The sequence below is a fragment of the Prosthecobacter sp. SYSU 5D2 genome (assembly GCF_039655865.1).
In the GTDB taxonomy this organism is placed as follows: Bacteria; Verrucomicrobiota; Verrucomicrobiia; order Verrucomicrobiales; family Verrucomicrobiaceae; genus Prosthecobacter.
In genome coordinates, this window is sequence record NZ_JBBYXL010000003.1 from 1 (window position 1) to 16179 (window position 16179).

General features: G+C 59.2%; 11 protein-coding genes, 1 pseudogene and 1 riboswitch. Of the genes and pseudogenes, 3 read left to right on the forward strand and 9 right to left on the reverse strand.

The window, feature by feature from the left end; translation table 11 throughout:
- Positions 1–228: 228 nt before the first annotated feature.
- Together WJU23_RS04925 and thiC are read right to left on the reverse strand one after the other, a co-directional pair.
- Positions 229–1414: pseudogene (locus WJU23_RS04925) on the reverse strand (PDDEXK nuclease domain-containing protein).
- Positions 1415–1417: 3 nt separating this feature from the next.
- Entirely contained in the window at positions 1418–3382 is a 1965-nt protein-coding gene (gene thiC, locus WJU23_RS04930; RefSeq protein ID WP_346331431.1) for a phosphomethylpyrimidine synthase ThiC, read from the reverse strand.
- Positions 3383–3505: 123 nt separating this feature from the next.
- Positions 3506–3615, reverse strand: a riboswitch (TPP riboswitch).
- A 101-nt stretch (positions 3616–3716) separates the two neighbouring features.
- Between thiC and WJU23_RS04935 the strand changes: the two genes are divergently transcribed.
- Positions 3717–5099 (forward strand): PEP-CTERM sorting domain-containing protein, encoded by a 1383-nt coding sequence (locus tag WJU23_RS04935; RefSeq protein WP_346331432.1) that lies wholly within the window; start codon positions 3717–3719, stop codon positions 5097–5099.
- A gap of 159 nt (positions 5100–5258) precedes the next feature.
- Here WJU23_RS04935 and katG read toward each other — a convergent pair whose 3' ends face one another.
- Positions 5259–7553, reverse strand: coding sequence for a catalase/peroxidase HPI (gene katG / locus WJU23_RS04940; protein WP_346331433.1), 2295 nt, complete (start codon positions 7551–7553; stop codon positions 5259–5261).
- A 167-nt stretch (positions 7554–7720) separates the two neighbouring features.
- The gene (locus tag WJU23_RS04945; RefSeq protein WP_346331434.1) at positions 7721–8203 is read right to left on the reverse strand and encodes a hypothetical protein; all 483 of its coding nucleotides are present in this window, start codon (positions 8201–8203) and stop codon (positions 7721–7723) included.
- Positions 8204–8350: 147 nt separating this feature from the next.
- On the opposite strand from WJU23_RS04945, the gene WJU23_RS04950 reads away from it, so the two are divergent.
- Together WJU23_RS04950 and WJU23_RS04955 are read left to right on the forward strand one after the other, a co-directional pair.
- Positions 8351–8863: an FKBP-type peptidyl-prolyl cis-trans isomerase gene (locus WJU23_RS04950; protein ID WP_346331435.1), complete on the forward strand. Its 513-nt coding sequence runs from the start codon at positions 8351–8353 to the stop codon at positions 8861–8863.
- Positions 8864–8917: 54 nt separating this feature from the next.
- Positions 8918–9646: a DUF1080 domain-containing protein gene (locus tag WJU23_RS04955; protein ID WP_346331436.1), complete on the forward strand. Its 729-nt coding sequence runs from the start codon at positions 8918–8920 to the stop codon at positions 9644–9646.
- A gap of 199 nt (positions 9647–9845) precedes the next feature.
- On the opposite strand, the gene WJU23_RS04960 is transcribed toward WJU23_RS04955, so the two are convergent.
- From WJU23_RS04960 to xerA, 5 genes are all read right to left on the reverse strand, one after another.
- Entirely contained in the window at positions 9846–11918 is a 2073-nt protein-coding gene (locus WJU23_RS04960; RefSeq protein ID WP_346331437.1) for an HAD-IIB family hydrolase, read from the reverse strand.
- A 53-nt stretch (positions 11919–11971) separates the two neighbouring features.
- Positions 11972–13297 (reverse strand): glycosyltransferase, encoded by a 1326-nt coding sequence (locus WJU23_RS04965; RefSeq protein ID WP_346331438.1) that lies wholly within the window; start codon positions 13295–13297, stop codon positions 11972–11974.
- A 291-nt stretch (positions 13298–13588) separates the two neighbouring features.
- Positions 13589–14329, reverse strand: coding sequence for a hypothetical protein (locus WJU23_RS04970; protein WP_346331439.1), 741 nt, complete (start codon positions 14327–14329; stop codon positions 13589–13591).
- A gap of 9 nt (positions 14330–14338) precedes the next feature.
- Positions 14339–15211 carry an alpha/beta hydrolase gene (locus WJU23_RS04975; protein ID WP_346331440.1) on the reverse strand — a complete coding sequence of 291 codons (873 nt, stop codon included), beginning with the start codon at positions 15209–15211 and terminating at the stop codon, positions 14339–14341.
- 57 nt (positions 15212–15268) lie between these two features.
- Positions 15269–16171, reverse strand: a complete 903-nt coding sequence (gene xerA / locus WJU23_RS04980; RefSeq protein ID WP_346331441.1) for a site-specific tyrosine recombinase/integron integrase — start codon at positions 16169–16171, stop codon at positions 15269–15271.
- Between the last annotated feature and the right edge of the window lie 8 nt (positions 16172–16179).

The window sequence follows — 16179 nt, forward strand, 5'->3', positions numbered from 1 at the left end:
CACTGCCTGCTCTCTGAAATCATTGCTGTATCGTTTGCGGATCACGGTTCTCATAGTGCTTGTCCCTTATTTTGTGGTCCAGGATTTTAGCGCACCTCAGATGGAGAGAAGGCGGGCCCAGGGTTGCCCTCGATTGACTCGCGCTAACCCTTCGCTGTGATACGATAGCCCGTTGGGCTTTGGGATGCGGCCGGGTGCTTGTCATTCGATCTGTGGACAAGCTGAGGCTCAGCGGGAGGCAGCGGCACTCCACTCGTCGAGCTTCTGCTTCAGCAGTTCCTTGGAGGGCAGGTAGAGCTGATACTCTTTGGCGTGGATGTTGGTGTCTTTCGGCAGGGTAAGCTCGACGACGGTCTTTTTGGCGGATTTGCAGAGCAGGAGGCCGATGGTGGGGTTTTCGTCGGGGAGCTTCACCTCGCGGTCGTAGTAGTTCACATACATTTGCATCTGGCCGAGGTCCTGATGCGAGAGCTTGTCCAGCTTGAGATCAATGATGACGTAGCAGCGGAGAAGACGGTTGTAGAAGACGAGGTCCACAAAGTAGTGGTCCTCATCAAAGGTGAAGCGCTTCTGGCGGGCCTCAAAGAGGAAGCCTTTGCCGAGTTCGAGGAGGAAGTGCTCCAGACGATTGATGATGGCCTGCTCGAGGTCGCTCTCGGAGTAGCTGGCTTTTTCATCCAGTCCGAGGAACTCGAGTACGAGCGGCTCCTTCAGCAAATCCTCCGGCCTGACAATGACCTGGCCTTCTTTGGCGAGCTTGCGGATGCCTGCCTTGTCCCGGCTGAGGGCGAGGCGCTCGTAGAGGCAGGAGGCTTTTTGGCGTTTGAGTTCGCGAACATCCCAGTCCGCCTGCCGGGATTCAATTTCGTAAAAGCTGCGTTCGTCCGGATCTTTGATGGTCATGAGCACGACGTAGTGCGACCAACTGAGGGTGAATGGAGATTTCCCAGACCGTGTCTGGCAAATTGGAGCGGGTAGTAATTTCCCAGACACTGTCTGGGAAATCTCGGACGGTTCGGATTTTTCAGACAGTGTCTGAAGAATCTCGGGACTGCCCAATTTTTCAGACACTGTCTGAAAAATCTGAGTACGGTCCTGCCAAGTGAGAAAGAACCGCCTCATGTGAGACAGATTCACGGCTGAGAACCCTCTCCCGAACTCCTCCGTGAGCCTAGCGGACAGCTCCTTCAGCAACTCAGTGCCATACGCCGCGCTTCGCTCCTTTTTGCTCGTGCTCGACAATGCGGCGGCCGATTTCGAAGTTGGTCATCACCTGGAAGGTGTCCACGACGGTGGACACACCGCGCCGTGCACTCTGGATGAGCTGCCGGACCTCGGTGAGAAGGGGAGTGAGGCCGTCCGGTTTGGTTTTAACCGGGGTGGTCGCTTTTTTGGAGCCGGACGGCTTTTTCATGGATCACGCAGGCTGATAGACCTCGGCACCGGATTCCACAAACTCCTTGGATTTTTCGGCCATGCCTTTGGCCAGCGCTTCGTCTTCGGAGATTTGGAGTTCGGCGGCGTATTTGCGGACGTCCTCCGTAATTTTCATGGAGCAGAAGTGGGGGCCGCACATGGAGCAGAAGTGGGCGGATTTGGCTCCGTCCTGGGGGAGGGTTTCGTCGTGGTATTCTCTGGCGGTGACGGGGTCGAGGGACAGGTTGAACTGGTCTTCCCAGCGGAACTCGAATCTTGCTTTGGAGAGGGCGTTGTCGCGGTATTGGGCGCCGGGGTGGCCTTTGGCGAGGTCGGCGGCGTGGGCGGCGAGTTTGTAGGTGATGACGCCGGTTTTGACGTCTTCTTTGTTAGGCAGGCCGAGGTGCTCCTTGGGCGTGACGTAGCAGAGCATGGCGCAGCCGTACCAGCCGATCATGGCGGCACCGATGCCGCTGGTGATGTGGTCGTAACCGGGGGCGATGTCGGTGGTGAGAGGCCCGAGGGTGTAGAAGGGGGCTTCGTGGCACCACTCGAGCTGCTTGGCCATGTTTTCCTCGATCATATGCATGGGGACGTGGCCGGGGCCTTCGTTCATGACCTGGACGCCTTTGGCCCAGGCGCGCTTGGTGAGCTCGCCCTGGACTTCGAGTTCGCCGAACTGGGCTTTGTCGTTGGCATCGGCGATGGAGCCGGGGCGGAGGCCGTCGCCAATGGAGAAGGAGACGTCGTAGGCGGCCATGATGTCGCAGATGTCATCCCAATGGGTGTAGAGGAAGCTTTCCTTGTGGTGGGCGAGGCACCACTTGGCCATGATGGAGCCGCCGCGGCTGACGATGCCGGTCATGCGGGAGGCGGTCATGGGGACGAAACGGAGGAGGACGCCGGCGTGGATGGTGAAGTAATCCACGCCCTGCTCGGCCTGCTCGATGAGGGTATCACGGAAGAGCTCCCAGGTGAGGTCTTCGGCCTTGCCGTTCACTTTTTCCAGGGCCTGGTAAATGGGCACAGTGCCGATGGGCACGGGAGAGTTCCGCAGGATCCACTCGCGGGTGGCGTGAATGTTTTTGCCGGTGGAGAGGTCCATGACGGTATCGCCGCCCCACTTGGTGGCCCAGCGCATTTTTTCGACCTCTTCCTCGATGGAGGAAGCGACGGCGCTGTTGCCGATGTTGGCATTGATTTTGACGAGGAAGTTGCGCCCGATGATCATGGGCTCAAGCTCGGGGTGATTGATGTTGGCCGGGATGATGGCGCGGCCTGCGGCGACTTCGCTGCGGACGAACTCTGGAGTGATCTCGTCTGGAATACGCTGGGGGAAGCGCTTGAAGATGCCGGGGGTGTATTCGTTCTGGATCTGGGTGGAGCCGGCGTGCTGCTTGTCCAGATCGGCGCGGAGGATGTCCTGGCTGTGGTCGGCAATGTTGGCCCGGCGCATGTTCTCCCGGATGGCGATGAACTCCATCTCCGGGGTGATGATGCCCTGCTTGGCATACCAGAGCTGGGTGACTGGGTGGCCCTTGCTGGCCTTCAGCGGCTGGCGCTGGGCATTGATGGGGGCCTTCAGGGGACTAAGGAGGCCTTCGCGCTTGGCAGCGGCGTATTCGGCGTGGTTTTCGGTAAGGTAGCCGTTGTCGCGGGGCTCGACGGCGCGGCCTTCATAGGGGGCGACGTCGCCGCGGCCTTCGATCCAGGATTTGCGAAGGGCGGGGAGGCCGGTCTCGACGGTGCCCTGGTAGTCCGGGTCGCCCCAGGGGCCGGAGGTGTCATAGACACGGACGGGGGCGTTTTCCTCGATCTTGCCGTTGAAGCTCTTGGTGGGGCTCAATTTGATCTCGCGCATGGGGACTTTTACATCCGGGTGCAGGCTGCCCTGGACATAGACGCGGGAGGAGGCGGGGAGCTGCTCGCTGGAGTGGGCTTCGAAAGAGTCTTTGGTGGCGATCATGAGAGGAGGGGGAGGGTCAAGGGCAGTTTGGGCTTGCTGCGCAAGCGTTGGCCGTGGTTGGCGATTGTTGGCAGTTGTTGAAGAAGGAGAAAAGGGGGACGTGGGCTTCCTGGCCAAGCACTGAGATTCCTCCGAGCGACTCCCTTCGGCGGCATGACCCGCAATCAGGTTCGGAGGGTTTCTCGCGCTGGCGAGATCTCAGCCCCTGCGGTGGGACGCCCCTGTCGTAACAGAAGAGGATATACGGGACCGGGCGCGGTTTCGTCAAAGCGTATTTCAGAAAGGATCGGTTAAGTTTATGAAAATTATAGTTTGCTCTTGAAATAAAGTGGTTATGAAGGCAAAATTATACACCTTTATGAACAAGCTGCTGACACGATTCCTCCGCCGGGGCTCACTGGTGGCGATGGGAATGCTGTGTCTTAGCTCCGGGGCGAGGGCGGATTTGATCGGTGACTGGAACAGCCAGGTGCTGGGTGCGATCCAGGCTGAGTCCGATCTGGGGCCGGAGGCGGCGCGCAGTCTGGCGATGCTGCATACGGCAATTTACAATGCCGTGGAGGGCATCGCGGGAGATCACCATGTTTTCACCAGTGGCACTTACACGGGGCCGTCTTCATCGGCAGCCGCGGGGGCGTCACTGGATGCGGCGGCGGCATCGGCTGCTTTTACGCTTTTGCAGGGGCTTTACCCCAGCCTGACGGGAGACTTTGCGACGCTCTATTCGGCGCAGCTCTCAGGCATCGCCGACAGCCAGTCGAAGCTGGACGGCATTAACTTTGGGACGGTCGTGGCGAATGACATCCTCAACTGGCGCTCCAATGACGGGGCCAGCAATGCGGCGGATCCGGGACTTTATACGGAAGTAGGATCGGTGGGCTACTGGCAGCCGCCAGGCCCGGGAGAGCCTGCGGTGCCGGGCTGGCGCAATGTGACGACTTTTGGCATCAGCGGCCTGGCTGGATATACGGGCAGCCTGCCGGCGACGATTGAGACCTACATCCAGTCGGCACAGTATGCGGCGGACTACAACCAGGTGAAGGAGCTAGGCTCCGGGACGAGCGGGACACGCACGCCAGACCAGCTCAGCGCGGCCTACTTTTGGTCCGGCACCGCAGGGTCCAATGGCACGGCGGGGATGTGGAACCAGATCGCCCAGACGGTGGCGGCCAGTGAAGGGCTGGGCCTGCAGGATACCGCGCGGCTGTATGCAGCCCTGAATGTGGCCATGGCGGATGCGGCGATTGTAGCCTGGGAGACGAAGTATGATGTGGACTTCTGGAGCCCGCTGCTGGCCATCGTGAATGGCGAGGCGGACGGAAACGGGCTGACGCTCGGAGATGAAACCTGGACGGCGCTTCTGGAGCAGTTGAACTCCCCGGCGTATTTCTCTGAGCAAAGCGCGCTAAGTGCGGCCGCTGCGGAAGTTCTGGCGTCGTTCTTTGGTGATGAGGTGGCCTTCAGCCTGATGGTGAATGTGGATGGCAATGACATCACGCGGTTCTTTGATTCCTTCAGCGAAGCGGCAGAGGAGGCAGGCCAGAGCCAAATCTGGGGTGGCGTGAGCTATGGCACCGGCCATACCGATGCGGCAGCGTCTGGAGCAGCGGTGGGCAATGCGATTCTCGACAGCCACTTTGCGCCGGTGCCGGAGCCTTCCGGTATGATGCTGGTGCTGCTGGGAGCGGGCTTTTTCATCGGGAGACGCCGGAGGTAGGCAGCTCCAGCGGGCCGTCGAAACCTTGAGGCCGCGCTGCTTCTTTAACCCCTCGTTCCCGCGCTGGGACATGGCGGGCCGCTATGGCGTCACCCCGTATTCGCGACTTGTCGAATACGGGGTGAGTCTCCGGGAGGTTTGTGTCAGATTATCCGCCAATCAGGCGAGGTCGTAGCGGTCCAGGTTCATGACTTTGTTCCAGGCGGCGACGAAGTCGTGGATGAACTTGGACTGGGAATCGGAGGTGGCATAAACTTCGGCGAGAGCGCGAAGCACGGCATTGGAGCCAAAGACGAGGTCCACGCGGGTGGCGGTCCATTTGAGGGCTCCGGTTTTGCGGTCGCGGCCTTCAAAGGCATCGTCGTCTTTGGAGAGTGGTTTCCACTCGGTGGCCATGTCGAGCAGGTTGACGAAGAAGTCGTTGGTCAGCACTTCAGGCTTGTCCGTGAAGACGCCTGACTGACCAGAACCGACGTTGGTTTTCAAGACGCGCATACCGCCGATGAGGACGGTCATTTCCGGGGCGGTGAGGGTGAGGAGCTGGGCTTTATCAATAAGCAGCTCCTCGGCGGAGACACTGTATTTGGTGCGCTGGTAGTTGCGGAAGCCATCGGCGAGAGGCTCGAGGTGTCCGAAGGATTCGACATCGGTCTGGTCCTGGGTGGCATCCATGCGGCCGGGGGTGAAGGGCACGGTGACTTCATGACCCGCGTTCCTGGCGGCCTGCTCGACCCCGGCGCAGCCGCCGAGGACGATAAGGTCAGCCAGGGAGACTTTTTTGCCACCGGTCTGGGCGCGGTTGAACAAGGTCTGGATGCTTTCCAGCTTTTCAAGCACCTTGGTGAGCTGGGCAGGCTGGTTGGCCTCCCAATCTTTCTGCGGGGCGAGGCGGATGCGGGCACCATTGGCACCACCGCGTTTGTCGGAACCGCGGAAAGTGGATGCGGAGGCCCAGGCGGTGCTGACCAGTTCAGAAACGGTGAGACCAGAGGCAAGGATCTGGCCTTTGAGGGAGGCGACATCCTGGGCATTGATCAGCGGATGATCCACAGCGGGGATGGGGTCCTGCCAGAGGAGGATTTCCTCTGGCACTTCAGGGCCGAGGTAGCGGTCACGCGGACCCATGTCGCGATGGGTGAGCTTAAACCAGGCGCGGGCGAAGGCATCGGCGAACTGGTCCGGATTCTCCAGGAAGCGGCGGGAGATTTTTTCATACTCGGGATCCACGCGGAGGGCGATGTCGGTGGTGAGCATGTTCGGTGCGATGCGCTTGGAGGCATCGTGGGCGTGAGGGACGGTGCCCTCCCCTGCCCCGTCTTTAGGCCGCCACTGCTGGGCACCGGCGGGGCTTTTGGTGAGCTCCCACTCGTAGCCAAAAAGGTTCTCAAAGTAATTGTTGCTCCACTTGGTGGGAGTCGTGGTCCAGGTGACTTCCAGACCGCTGGTGATGGTATCGGCACCTTTACCGGTGCCGAAGCTGTTTTTCCAGCCAAAGCCCTGCTCGGCGAGGCCTGCGGCTTCCGGCTCATCGCCGACATGAGAAGCGGGGGCGGCACCGTGAGTCTTGCCGAAGGTGTGACCGCCTGCGATGAGCGCGACGGTTTCTTCATCGTTCATGGCCATGCGGCCGAAGGTATCGCGGATGTCGAAGGCGGACTTGAGCGGATCAGGATTACCGTCCGGGCCTTCGGGGTTCACGTAGATGAGGCCCATCTGCACGGCGGCGAGAGGGTTTTCCAGATTGCGGGAGTGAACGTCGCCGTCCGCGTTGTCATCGGACACGACGACGCCGCCGTCCTTGGGGACACCTTCGGAACCATGGGCATAACGTTTGTCACCGCCCAGCCAGGTGGTCTCACGGCCCCAATAGACATCATGATCTGGCTCCCAGGTGTCCTCGCGACCACCGGCGAAGCCGAAGGTTTTGAATCCCATGGTTTCCAGCGCAACATTGCCGGTGAGGATCATCAAATCGGCCCAGGAAATTTTGCGGCCATACTTCTGCTTGATGGGCCAGAGAAGGCGGCGCGCCTTGTCCAGGCTGACGTTGTCCGGCCAGCTATTGAGCGGGGCGAAACGCTGCTGACCACGACCACCGCCGCCACGGCCATCGCCTGTCCGGTAGGTGCCCGCACTGTGCCAGGCCATGCGGATGAACAAAGGGCCGTAATGGCCGAAGTCAGCGGGCCACCAGTCCTGCGAATCAGTCATGAGCGCGGCCAGGTCCTGCTTCAGGGCGGCGAGATCGAGGCTCTTGAATTCCTCAGCGTAGTTGAAGTCACCGTCCATGGGATTGGACTTGGAGGAATGCTGGTTCAGAAGGTCAATCTTGAGCAGCTTCGGCCACCAGTCTCGGTTGGAAGTGCCGGTGCTAGGAGCATGATGAAAGGGGCACTTGGATGGCGCGGCTACAGCGGAGTGGTCAACAGGGCAGGATTTGGCTTCGTCTGACATAAGGGGAGTCGAGTAATGGATGGACAGAAGGCGATGAGCCGTGGCTTCACCAATACGCGCCAGGGCACGTATCAATGACAATTAATACCTGGAAAATTTCGTTTCGTCCATAAGTGCGTAACGGAAGAACCTGGTGAACTGCCAGGAGAAGCCGGGATCTCTGCCTGTTATTTGAGATCGTCCAGTCCAGCACCCGCGTCCCTGTCTCCCGGCAGATTTCCTTTCGCATCGCAGGGCCGAACGCTGACGACCACCCCTCTGCTTGCGCGGATCCAACCGGCGAATTCGCCTCCGATGGCGGAGTCAAACCGGACTTCAAAGGCATTGCCGGGCGTGCACTGATCTGTAGGCGTGAAAAAAAGCTCAAAGAGAATATTCGTTCCGCAGACTCTCTCGCACGCTTCCAATCCGCTGAGGTCTGCTTCAAGAACGCCGAAAAACCGGAAGGTGACGCGATGATTCCGGTCACATTTGAAATACCCTTGTTCATCAACCTCTCGAGTCATGTTCCAGCCGTGGATCTCACATTCAAACACCCCGTTGGTCAGCGCAAATGAGAGCAGATAAGCATCATGGAACATTGGCCAGCGGCCGAAGGCCTGAAGGACAAGTTCATGGTTGGCCAGGTAAGCTGGAACAGGAAGCGACACTGCTCATACCTGAGAGTGAGACATGGCTTGAGTCAAGTCATGGAAACATGCACCTGACCAAGATCGGCAATGGCAATGAAAAAGTCCTGGCTCTCCCCCCTCTTTTCTGGACATACTCAGGAGCATCAGTCTCCGCCCTTTCACTCCATGAAGTCTCTTTCCCTTTTCTTGTCTTCCGCTCTCTTGCTTTGCACCTCAGGCTGCCAGACGGCTCCTGAGAAAGAGGCCGCTACCAAGCCCCTCCCGCAGCCAGCGGAACGTGTGGCGGATGTGGCGGCTGAGAGCACCAAACCGATGGTGTCTGCCTCTGGCGTGGTGACGACGGCGAGCGGGCTGCAATACCGGGTGCTGAAGTCTGGACCTGCTGGGGGGCGCTCACCCACTTTCTTTGACTCCGTGATGGTTCACTACCACGGCACGCTCACGAATGGCACGGTGTTCGACAGTTCCATGGAACGGGGGCAACCTGCGACGTTTGGAGTGGGCCAGGTGATCGCCGGCTGGACGGAGGCGCTCAAGCTCATGAAGCCGGGTGATAAGTGGCAGCTTTACATCCCTTCTCAGCTGGCCTACGGCAGTCAGGCGGTGGGCGGCAAGATTCCTGCAAACAGCGATTTGATCTTCCAGGTGGAGCTACTGCAGATTGTGGGAGGAATGTAAGTTTTTGGCTGCTGGAAAAGGAGCGTTGGATTCGTTTACATGTCAGTGACTGTCATGAAAACCATCCTGCCCCTGCTTCTCGCCTCTCTCATTTTCAGCGCCAATGCGGCGGATGAGGGTTTTGTTTCCTTGTTCAACGGGAAGGACCTGACGCACTGGACGGTGCCGGAGGGTGACAATGGTCACTGGAAGGTGTTGGACGGTGTGATTGACTATGATGCTTGCAGCGAAGCACCGGCGAAGGACAAGAACCTCTGGACGGTGAAGGAGTATGGGGACTTCACGCTGAAGATTGACTGGCGGCTGAAGGAGACGACGGGGCTTTATCCGATGCCGGTGGTGCTGCCGGATGGGACGCACAAGCTGGATGATGAGGGCAAGGAGATCAAAATCCCGACGCCAAATGCGGACTCCGGCATCTACCTGCGCGGGGTGGGCAAATCGCAGATTAACATCTGGTGCTGGCCGATCGGTTCAGGGGAAGTGTATGGCTACCGGATGGACAAGACGATGCCACCAGAAGTGCGTGCGGGGGTGACGCCGAAGGTGAGGGCGGACAAGCCGGTCGGTGAGTGGAACACCTTTGAGATCACGATGAAGGGCGACCGGCTGACGGTCGTGCTGAACGGACAGACGGTGATTGACCAGGCGCAGTTGCCCGGTGTTCCTGCCCAAGGGAAGCTGGGCTTGCAGCATCACGGTGGCAAGAACGCGACGACCGGGGAGCTTTCACCAGCATCGAGTTTGATCCAGTTTCGGAATATTTCGATTCGGGAATATTGATTAGGCGGCTGCACCGCGATGAAATGAAGGCGTGCCGGAGTGCTTGCGGTCCTTTAAAATGATGCGGGCACTCCTGCCTGCAGAGCTAGGGCCTGTTAAGCTACGGGAGCAGATGGAAGCGCCCTCTTTGGCCTGACAGGAACACGGGGGCAGGTAACCTTCGAAGAATCGCGGGCAGGAGTGCCCGCAGTACTTTTAGTCAGGCTTCGTCGAGGCCAACTTCGTGGCAGGCGAGGATGAATTCGGCGGCGGACCAGGCCTGGTAGGCTTTGCCCATGGGGTTGCCGGTGCGGGCGTGGGCCCATTCGTTGAATTCCCACTCGGCCTGGACACCGCGCTGGTTGATGCGGGCGAGCTTGAGAAGCTCCTGGAGGGCCAGGGGGCGCATGCCGAGACGGGTGATGTATTGCACCCACTTTGCACCGATGAAGGGCCAGATGCCGCCGTTGTGGTAATGGTGGGGGAGGTTGAGCAAATTGACGGCGTAGTAGGGCTTCCAGTCGGGATCGCCGGGGGCCACCACAGGGTAGAGATTGGTGACGGGGAAAGGTTCATTAACCCCGACACCCCACATGAAACGGAAGGAATGGCGTGCGCGCTCGACATCCAAAACGTTGAAGAGGAAGGCGAGGAGGTTGCCATAGACATCGCAGCGCCAGTTGAAGTCAAAGGGGGTGACCTGGGCGAGGAGGTAAGCGGTATCGCCAAGGCTGAACTGCATGTCCGCAAAGGTCCGGGTGCTGTTGGGACTGAGGGCGGTGGTGGGCCAGAAACGCTGGAGGATGGCCATCTTGATACTCTGCGACCAGCGGAGGTATTCACCGGCGCGTTTGCCCTGGCCAAGCGCTTCAAGCAGGCGGCCAAAGGCGATGTTGGCGCGGTACCATATGACCTGGTCAACGAGGACGTTATACGAGCGCCCAAAGAGATCCGTCCAGTCGCCCGCTTCGGGAATTTCAATCAGGGCATCGTAATTGGAATCATGCGCAGTGAGCCAGTCCATGGCCTTCTGGAGGGCGGGGAGATGCTCGCGAATGAAGGAGGTCTCTTTGGTGACGCGGAAGTATTCATACGCGGCGATGATGACCCAGAGGCCGCCATCAATGGAGCAGATGCCGCCGACGCCGGAGTAATCTGGTACGCCGTCTTCAATGCGTACATTGGCCGGGATCTGACCATGAGGGGAGGCGTGACTGAGAAGAGTGCGGAGGGTCTCGCGCTGACAGTCGCGGATGGCAACGTCATCCAGGCTGAGGGAGGCAATGACGGTGATCGCACCGTCGCGGGCCCAGACGCTGCGGTAGTTGGCATCGGTGCCGCGGGTCTCGTTGTCTTCCAGCGAACAGGCGGAGAAACCCAGAGGGGTGATGTTCTTTTTGAGAGCCTCCACGGCTTTGCGCTGGGCGAGCTGGAGATAGGCGCGGTCCTCCGGGGTAAGGGCCTCAGGTGAGGCCTCATTGAGGATCTGACGCATCTCCGGCTCGAAGTGTTTTTCCCGGGGATCTTCGGCGGCTTCAAGACTGCAAACGGAAGGAACGATGCCGTAGTGAAGGAGACCCTCCAGGACACCATCTGCGCAGATACTTTGGGCACGGTAGCAGGGAAGTCCGAGCGTGGCCTCCACCAGCTCAGGCTGCGAGTTTTCCACCACGATGCCCCGGACGCCGGGGATCTGGAACATGGCGCTATCATTACCCGAGTCTCCAGCAACGAGGGCTTCGTAGCTGGGGATCTGGAGGTGCTTGAGTAGCCATTCCAGCGCATTGCCTTTGTTAGCGTATTTGGGAAGGACGTCGAGATCGCGGCTGCTGGAATACACGACCATGGTTTCGAGTCCGGCCTCGGAAAGTGCGCTTTCGAGGGCGGTGATCTGCTCAGGCGTGGCCTGATGGAGATACCAGCTTGATTTGAAGGCATTTTGATACTGGCTGGGCTGTTTGACGGCACTGGTCATGCTGAGGACGACTTGCTCAGCCCGGGCACGGTCCCAGTTTTCGCTCATGATCTCGGCGAACTCGCGCATGACGGCGCGGCGGTGCATGTCATAGATCATGGTGCCGACACCGCAGATAAGGTACTGAGGGGTGGGGAGATCCGAACGTTGGATGGTGCGGAGGGCGTCCTGGAGGAGGCGTCCGGTGTTATAAACGAGGGTGGGGCGTCGGTCTTCAGGCATGGTTTCCCAGACCTGCTTGAAAAGCATGGTGGAGTCCGGTTTGCCGAGGAGGGTGCCATCAAGGTCGGAGCAGAGGAGCTTGAGATTGGGGCTCATGGAGGAATGAGGGAACGAAAACTAATGACGAATTTCGAATGACTGGAATTTGATCAAATATCCACGCTTTGGCGCCAGATAGAACTCACGTCGGGGGTTTCGGCGGCATCCACGCCGGTGTGGAGACGGTCTTCGACGGCACGGAGGAGTTGCTGCGCGATGCCGCTCCAGGCAAAGAGGGCACGCACGCGAAGACTGCCCTGCTGGCTGATGCGGTTGCGAAGACGCTGATATTTGAGAGCCTGGAGAAGGCAGATGCCGAATTCCTCAATATCTTCGGTATCGGTGTAGAGAGCATGGACACCGAAATCCAGAGCACGATACAGGCCACCGCGAGTAGTGACGACAGTGGGGGTACCGGAGGCGAGGGCCTCAATGGCGGTCATGCCAAAAGGCTCATAGCGGCTGGACAGGGCAAAGACATCGGCGGCGCGATAATAATCGGCCATCTGTTCATCCGGGAGGGAATCGGTGATGAGGACTTTATTCTGGAGGTTGTGCTCCACAACAAGCTCTTGCAGCTCTTCGAGCATGCGGGAATCCCCAGGATCTGAGGACTGCATGCTGACGGCGAGGCGGAGCTTGGCCTCCGGGATGCGGGTGGCGACGATGGCGAAGGCGCGGATGAGGAGGTCGAACCCTTTGTTACGGGCGAGGCGGCCGATGGAGGCGATGACAGGCCCATGATAATTCATTTCAGTTCGTATGCCCTGACGGCTGGCCTCACTGACCGGGAAGAAGCGGTTGTCATCGTAGCCGGGGGGGATCATGCGGATCTTGGCCGGGGCGACTCCGTAGTCTGAAGCGATGAGGTCCGACTGCGGCGGGGTGGTGGCGATGACCATGTCACACTCCTGGAAGAGGCGCTGCTCATGACGGACACGAGCGGTGAAATTAAACTGATCTTCGAGCTTTTCCGTATCCTCCGGGGCGGCGTCTTCCATCTGGCTCTTTTTCCAGGAGCCGAGGGAGTGCGGGGTGTGCAGGTGAGGGATGTTAAGCGCATTGGAAAGGGACTGTCCGGCGAGGCCGGCATCCCAGTAATGACTGTTGATGAAGTAATAAGAGAGGTTCTGTTTTTTGATCAACCGGAGGGCATTTTCGACCCACTCGGGGATGTTTTTATAAAGCTGCTCCTTCGGGATGAACTCGTTGCTGCCGCAGGGGACACGGAGGATGGTGACGTTTTCATCCACCATCTCAGTCTCAGGCTGGTTGTCAAAACGGCGGGTCCAGATGTCCACTTTGTAGCCTAAGCGGGCTAGCTGCTTGGAGAGCTCGATGACAAAGACGACCTGGCCGCCGGTATCGGGTGCGCCGAGCGGAGGCTGGGCGGCGACGTAACCGTGGGTGGAGATCATGGCGATGCGGCGACGCATGCGCCTGCGGGCGGTGGGGGGAAGTTTCGCTGGAGGGGTGCTCATATTTTGGATTCTGAGTTCACACCGCGCGGAGCCAGAAGACGGGCCTCCTCAGAGAACCCTGGCATATCGCAAATGCGGATACCTTTTTGCTACGGGCGGCATTTCACATGGCCAACCGAAAAGACCCGCCAGGGATGTCGCTTAGCCACATCTTTACATCGGCACGGACCATCGCTTTAGCCGTACAAACAGGCATTCTTTTAATCAAGCCCCGAGATGGGTCCAGATGCAACGTCACAAACCAAATCAGGGAGCGGCTGTGGCAGGCTGAATGAGGGCAGCTTTGTTTTTAGCCCAGTCTGGATTTGGCTGTGCTTGCCAAACCTGGAGATTCCGTACGCTGCCTTCGGTGGCCATGACGAACATGAGGCTGTGCTTGTCCGTGGCGATAAGAGGATGACTGCCGGTGAGGCTTTGGCCATTGACGGTGCCGACCATCTCATCTCCAAGGATTTCAAAAACGACGGTATGCCATTCGTCAAGCTTGAGGGGCGTTTTGAGAGCGCCTAGCGGGACGGATTTATCAGGCCCGCCGTGGTCGTTGTCATCCTTGCTGATACGGAAACCGGTTTCATTGAGATGGATGCTGCAGACGTAGTCTTTGGCATCCACGGTGCGGATGCTGATGCTGCGGCTTTTGCGGCCATTCATCGGCACGTTGTTCATGCGCACCTGGCATTGGATGATGACGTCTTTGAAAAGGAATCCGTAAGAGGCCGTGGCAGGATGCTGGACCTCCGGAGTTTCGCGACCGGTGAATACACCGTCCTCGACCGCCCACTTGCCGCCACGGGGGACAGCATTCCAGCGCCAACCGGAGAAGCCGCTGGCGAAGCCTTTGGAGATGCCATCAAAAGGCTTTAAGGGGGCGGAAAAGTCCTGGGTGACGAGGAGCTTTCCACGCTTTGTCATGAGGGTGGGCTCCTCTGCGGCAGACAGAGAGAGAACACCCAGGATGGTGAGGGAAAGGAGCAGCCAGACTTTCATGACACAAGATTACTTCAGCAGGTTCAGGGAAGACAGGAAAGCATCGCTACGGGCGAGGGTTTCATCGAAGAGTTTCTGGTCGCTCATAAGGTAGCCGTGGACGCCGCCTTCGTGGATGACGAGCTCACTTTTGTTACCGGCTTTGAGCATGGCCTCGTGGAAGTTTTTGGCGCCGATGAAAGGGGTCACGGTATCGCCGGTGCCGTGGAAGGTGATGGTGGGCGGCAGGCCGGAGCGGACGTGATGGACCGGAGACAGTTCCTGCCAGGTGTCGCCAATTTTGGCCTGGCCATAGCCTTCCTTGGAAGTGTCAATCACAGGAAACAGAAGCACAAGGGCATTGGGTGTGGTGGAGATGCTGAGGTCTTCTCCGTCTTCGTTGACCTTGTCAAACAGGGCGGTGGCAGCGGCGAGGTGGCCCCCGGCGGAGCCGCCGCTGACGATGATCTTTTCCGGATCAATGCCCATCTCCTTGGCATGAGCGCGGACATAACGAACGGCACTGCGGGCATCCTTGACACAGTCATAGACGCTGACACCTGCCTTTGCGTTATTCAGACGGTACTGAACACTGATGCCGACGAGGCCCTGCTGGGTGTAATGATCTGCGAAAGGGAACATGCGCTGCGGATTCCCGCCGGTCCAGCCGCCGCCGTGGATCGTGATGAAGCAGGCGCGGGAGTCGGTAGCTTTGTGACCGGCAGGCTCGAAGATATGCATGGCAAGCTCCTTATCCCCTGCCCTTTTATAAACCACAGTGCGAGTGGGGGTGAGCTTGGCCGCCATCTGGTCAACGGCGTCCGGCTTTTTGACTTTAGTCTGGGCGCTGAGGGTGGATGTGGCCAGGGCAGCCAGAAGGAGGAGGCGTGGAAAAAGGGTCATGGCGAGTGGATGAAACGTGGGTAGTGAGGGTAAGTTTGCGACAAGATGCTACCGCGATCACGCACGGGGGTGGGCAGAGTTATACACCTCCTTCATGCGCTGGGTGGAAACATGAGTGTAAATCTGGGTGGTGCTGAGGCTGGCGTGACCGAGCAGTTCCTGCACGCTGCGAAGATCCGCCCCGTTATTCAAGAGGTGTGTGGCGAAGCTGTGGCGGAGCTTGTGCGGGGTGACGTGGATGGGCAGGCCGGACTTTTTCCAGTATTTGTCCACGACATCGGCAATGGCCTGGTTGGTGATGCGTTTGCGCAGCTTGCTGAGGAAGAGGGGGCCGCTGTGGACACCTGCTTTGACGCGATAACGCTGGATGGCCTCCATGGCGGGAGTGCCGATGGGGAGCAGGCGCTCTTTGCGGCCCTTGCCAATGACACGGACGGTATCGCTGTAAGAATCTACGTCCTCGACATTGATGCTGGCGAGCTCACTGAGGCGCATGCCGGTGGAGTAGAAAAGCTCCAGGATGGCTGAATCACGCTCACGGGCCCAAAGCGGTGCAGCGCGCTCTTTTTCCAGCTTCATGGGCAGATCCAGCATGTCGGTGATCTGCGTGAGGGTTAGTACGACAGGCAGTTTTTTTTCCTGCTTGGGAAGCTGGACATCCAGGAGGGGATTTTGTTGCAGCCCTTGGCGGCGGGTGAGCCATTTGAAAAAGGAACGCAGGGCGGAGAAGTGCAGGCGGATGGTGGCGCGGGCCATCTCGCGCTTCATCTGGCCAAAGAGATACTTCCGGAAATCGTCGGCGGTGAGGGCTTCCCAGGTGGTGAATTTTTTCTGCGCAGCGCGGAAGGTGTTTAGAGCGTGCGCATAGTTTTCCAGGGTGCGCGGGGACGAGCGCCGCTCCACCTCCATGAACTGGAGGAAGGCCTCGCCAAGGGAATCGGGCGGCAGCGGGGTGGACATGATTTCCC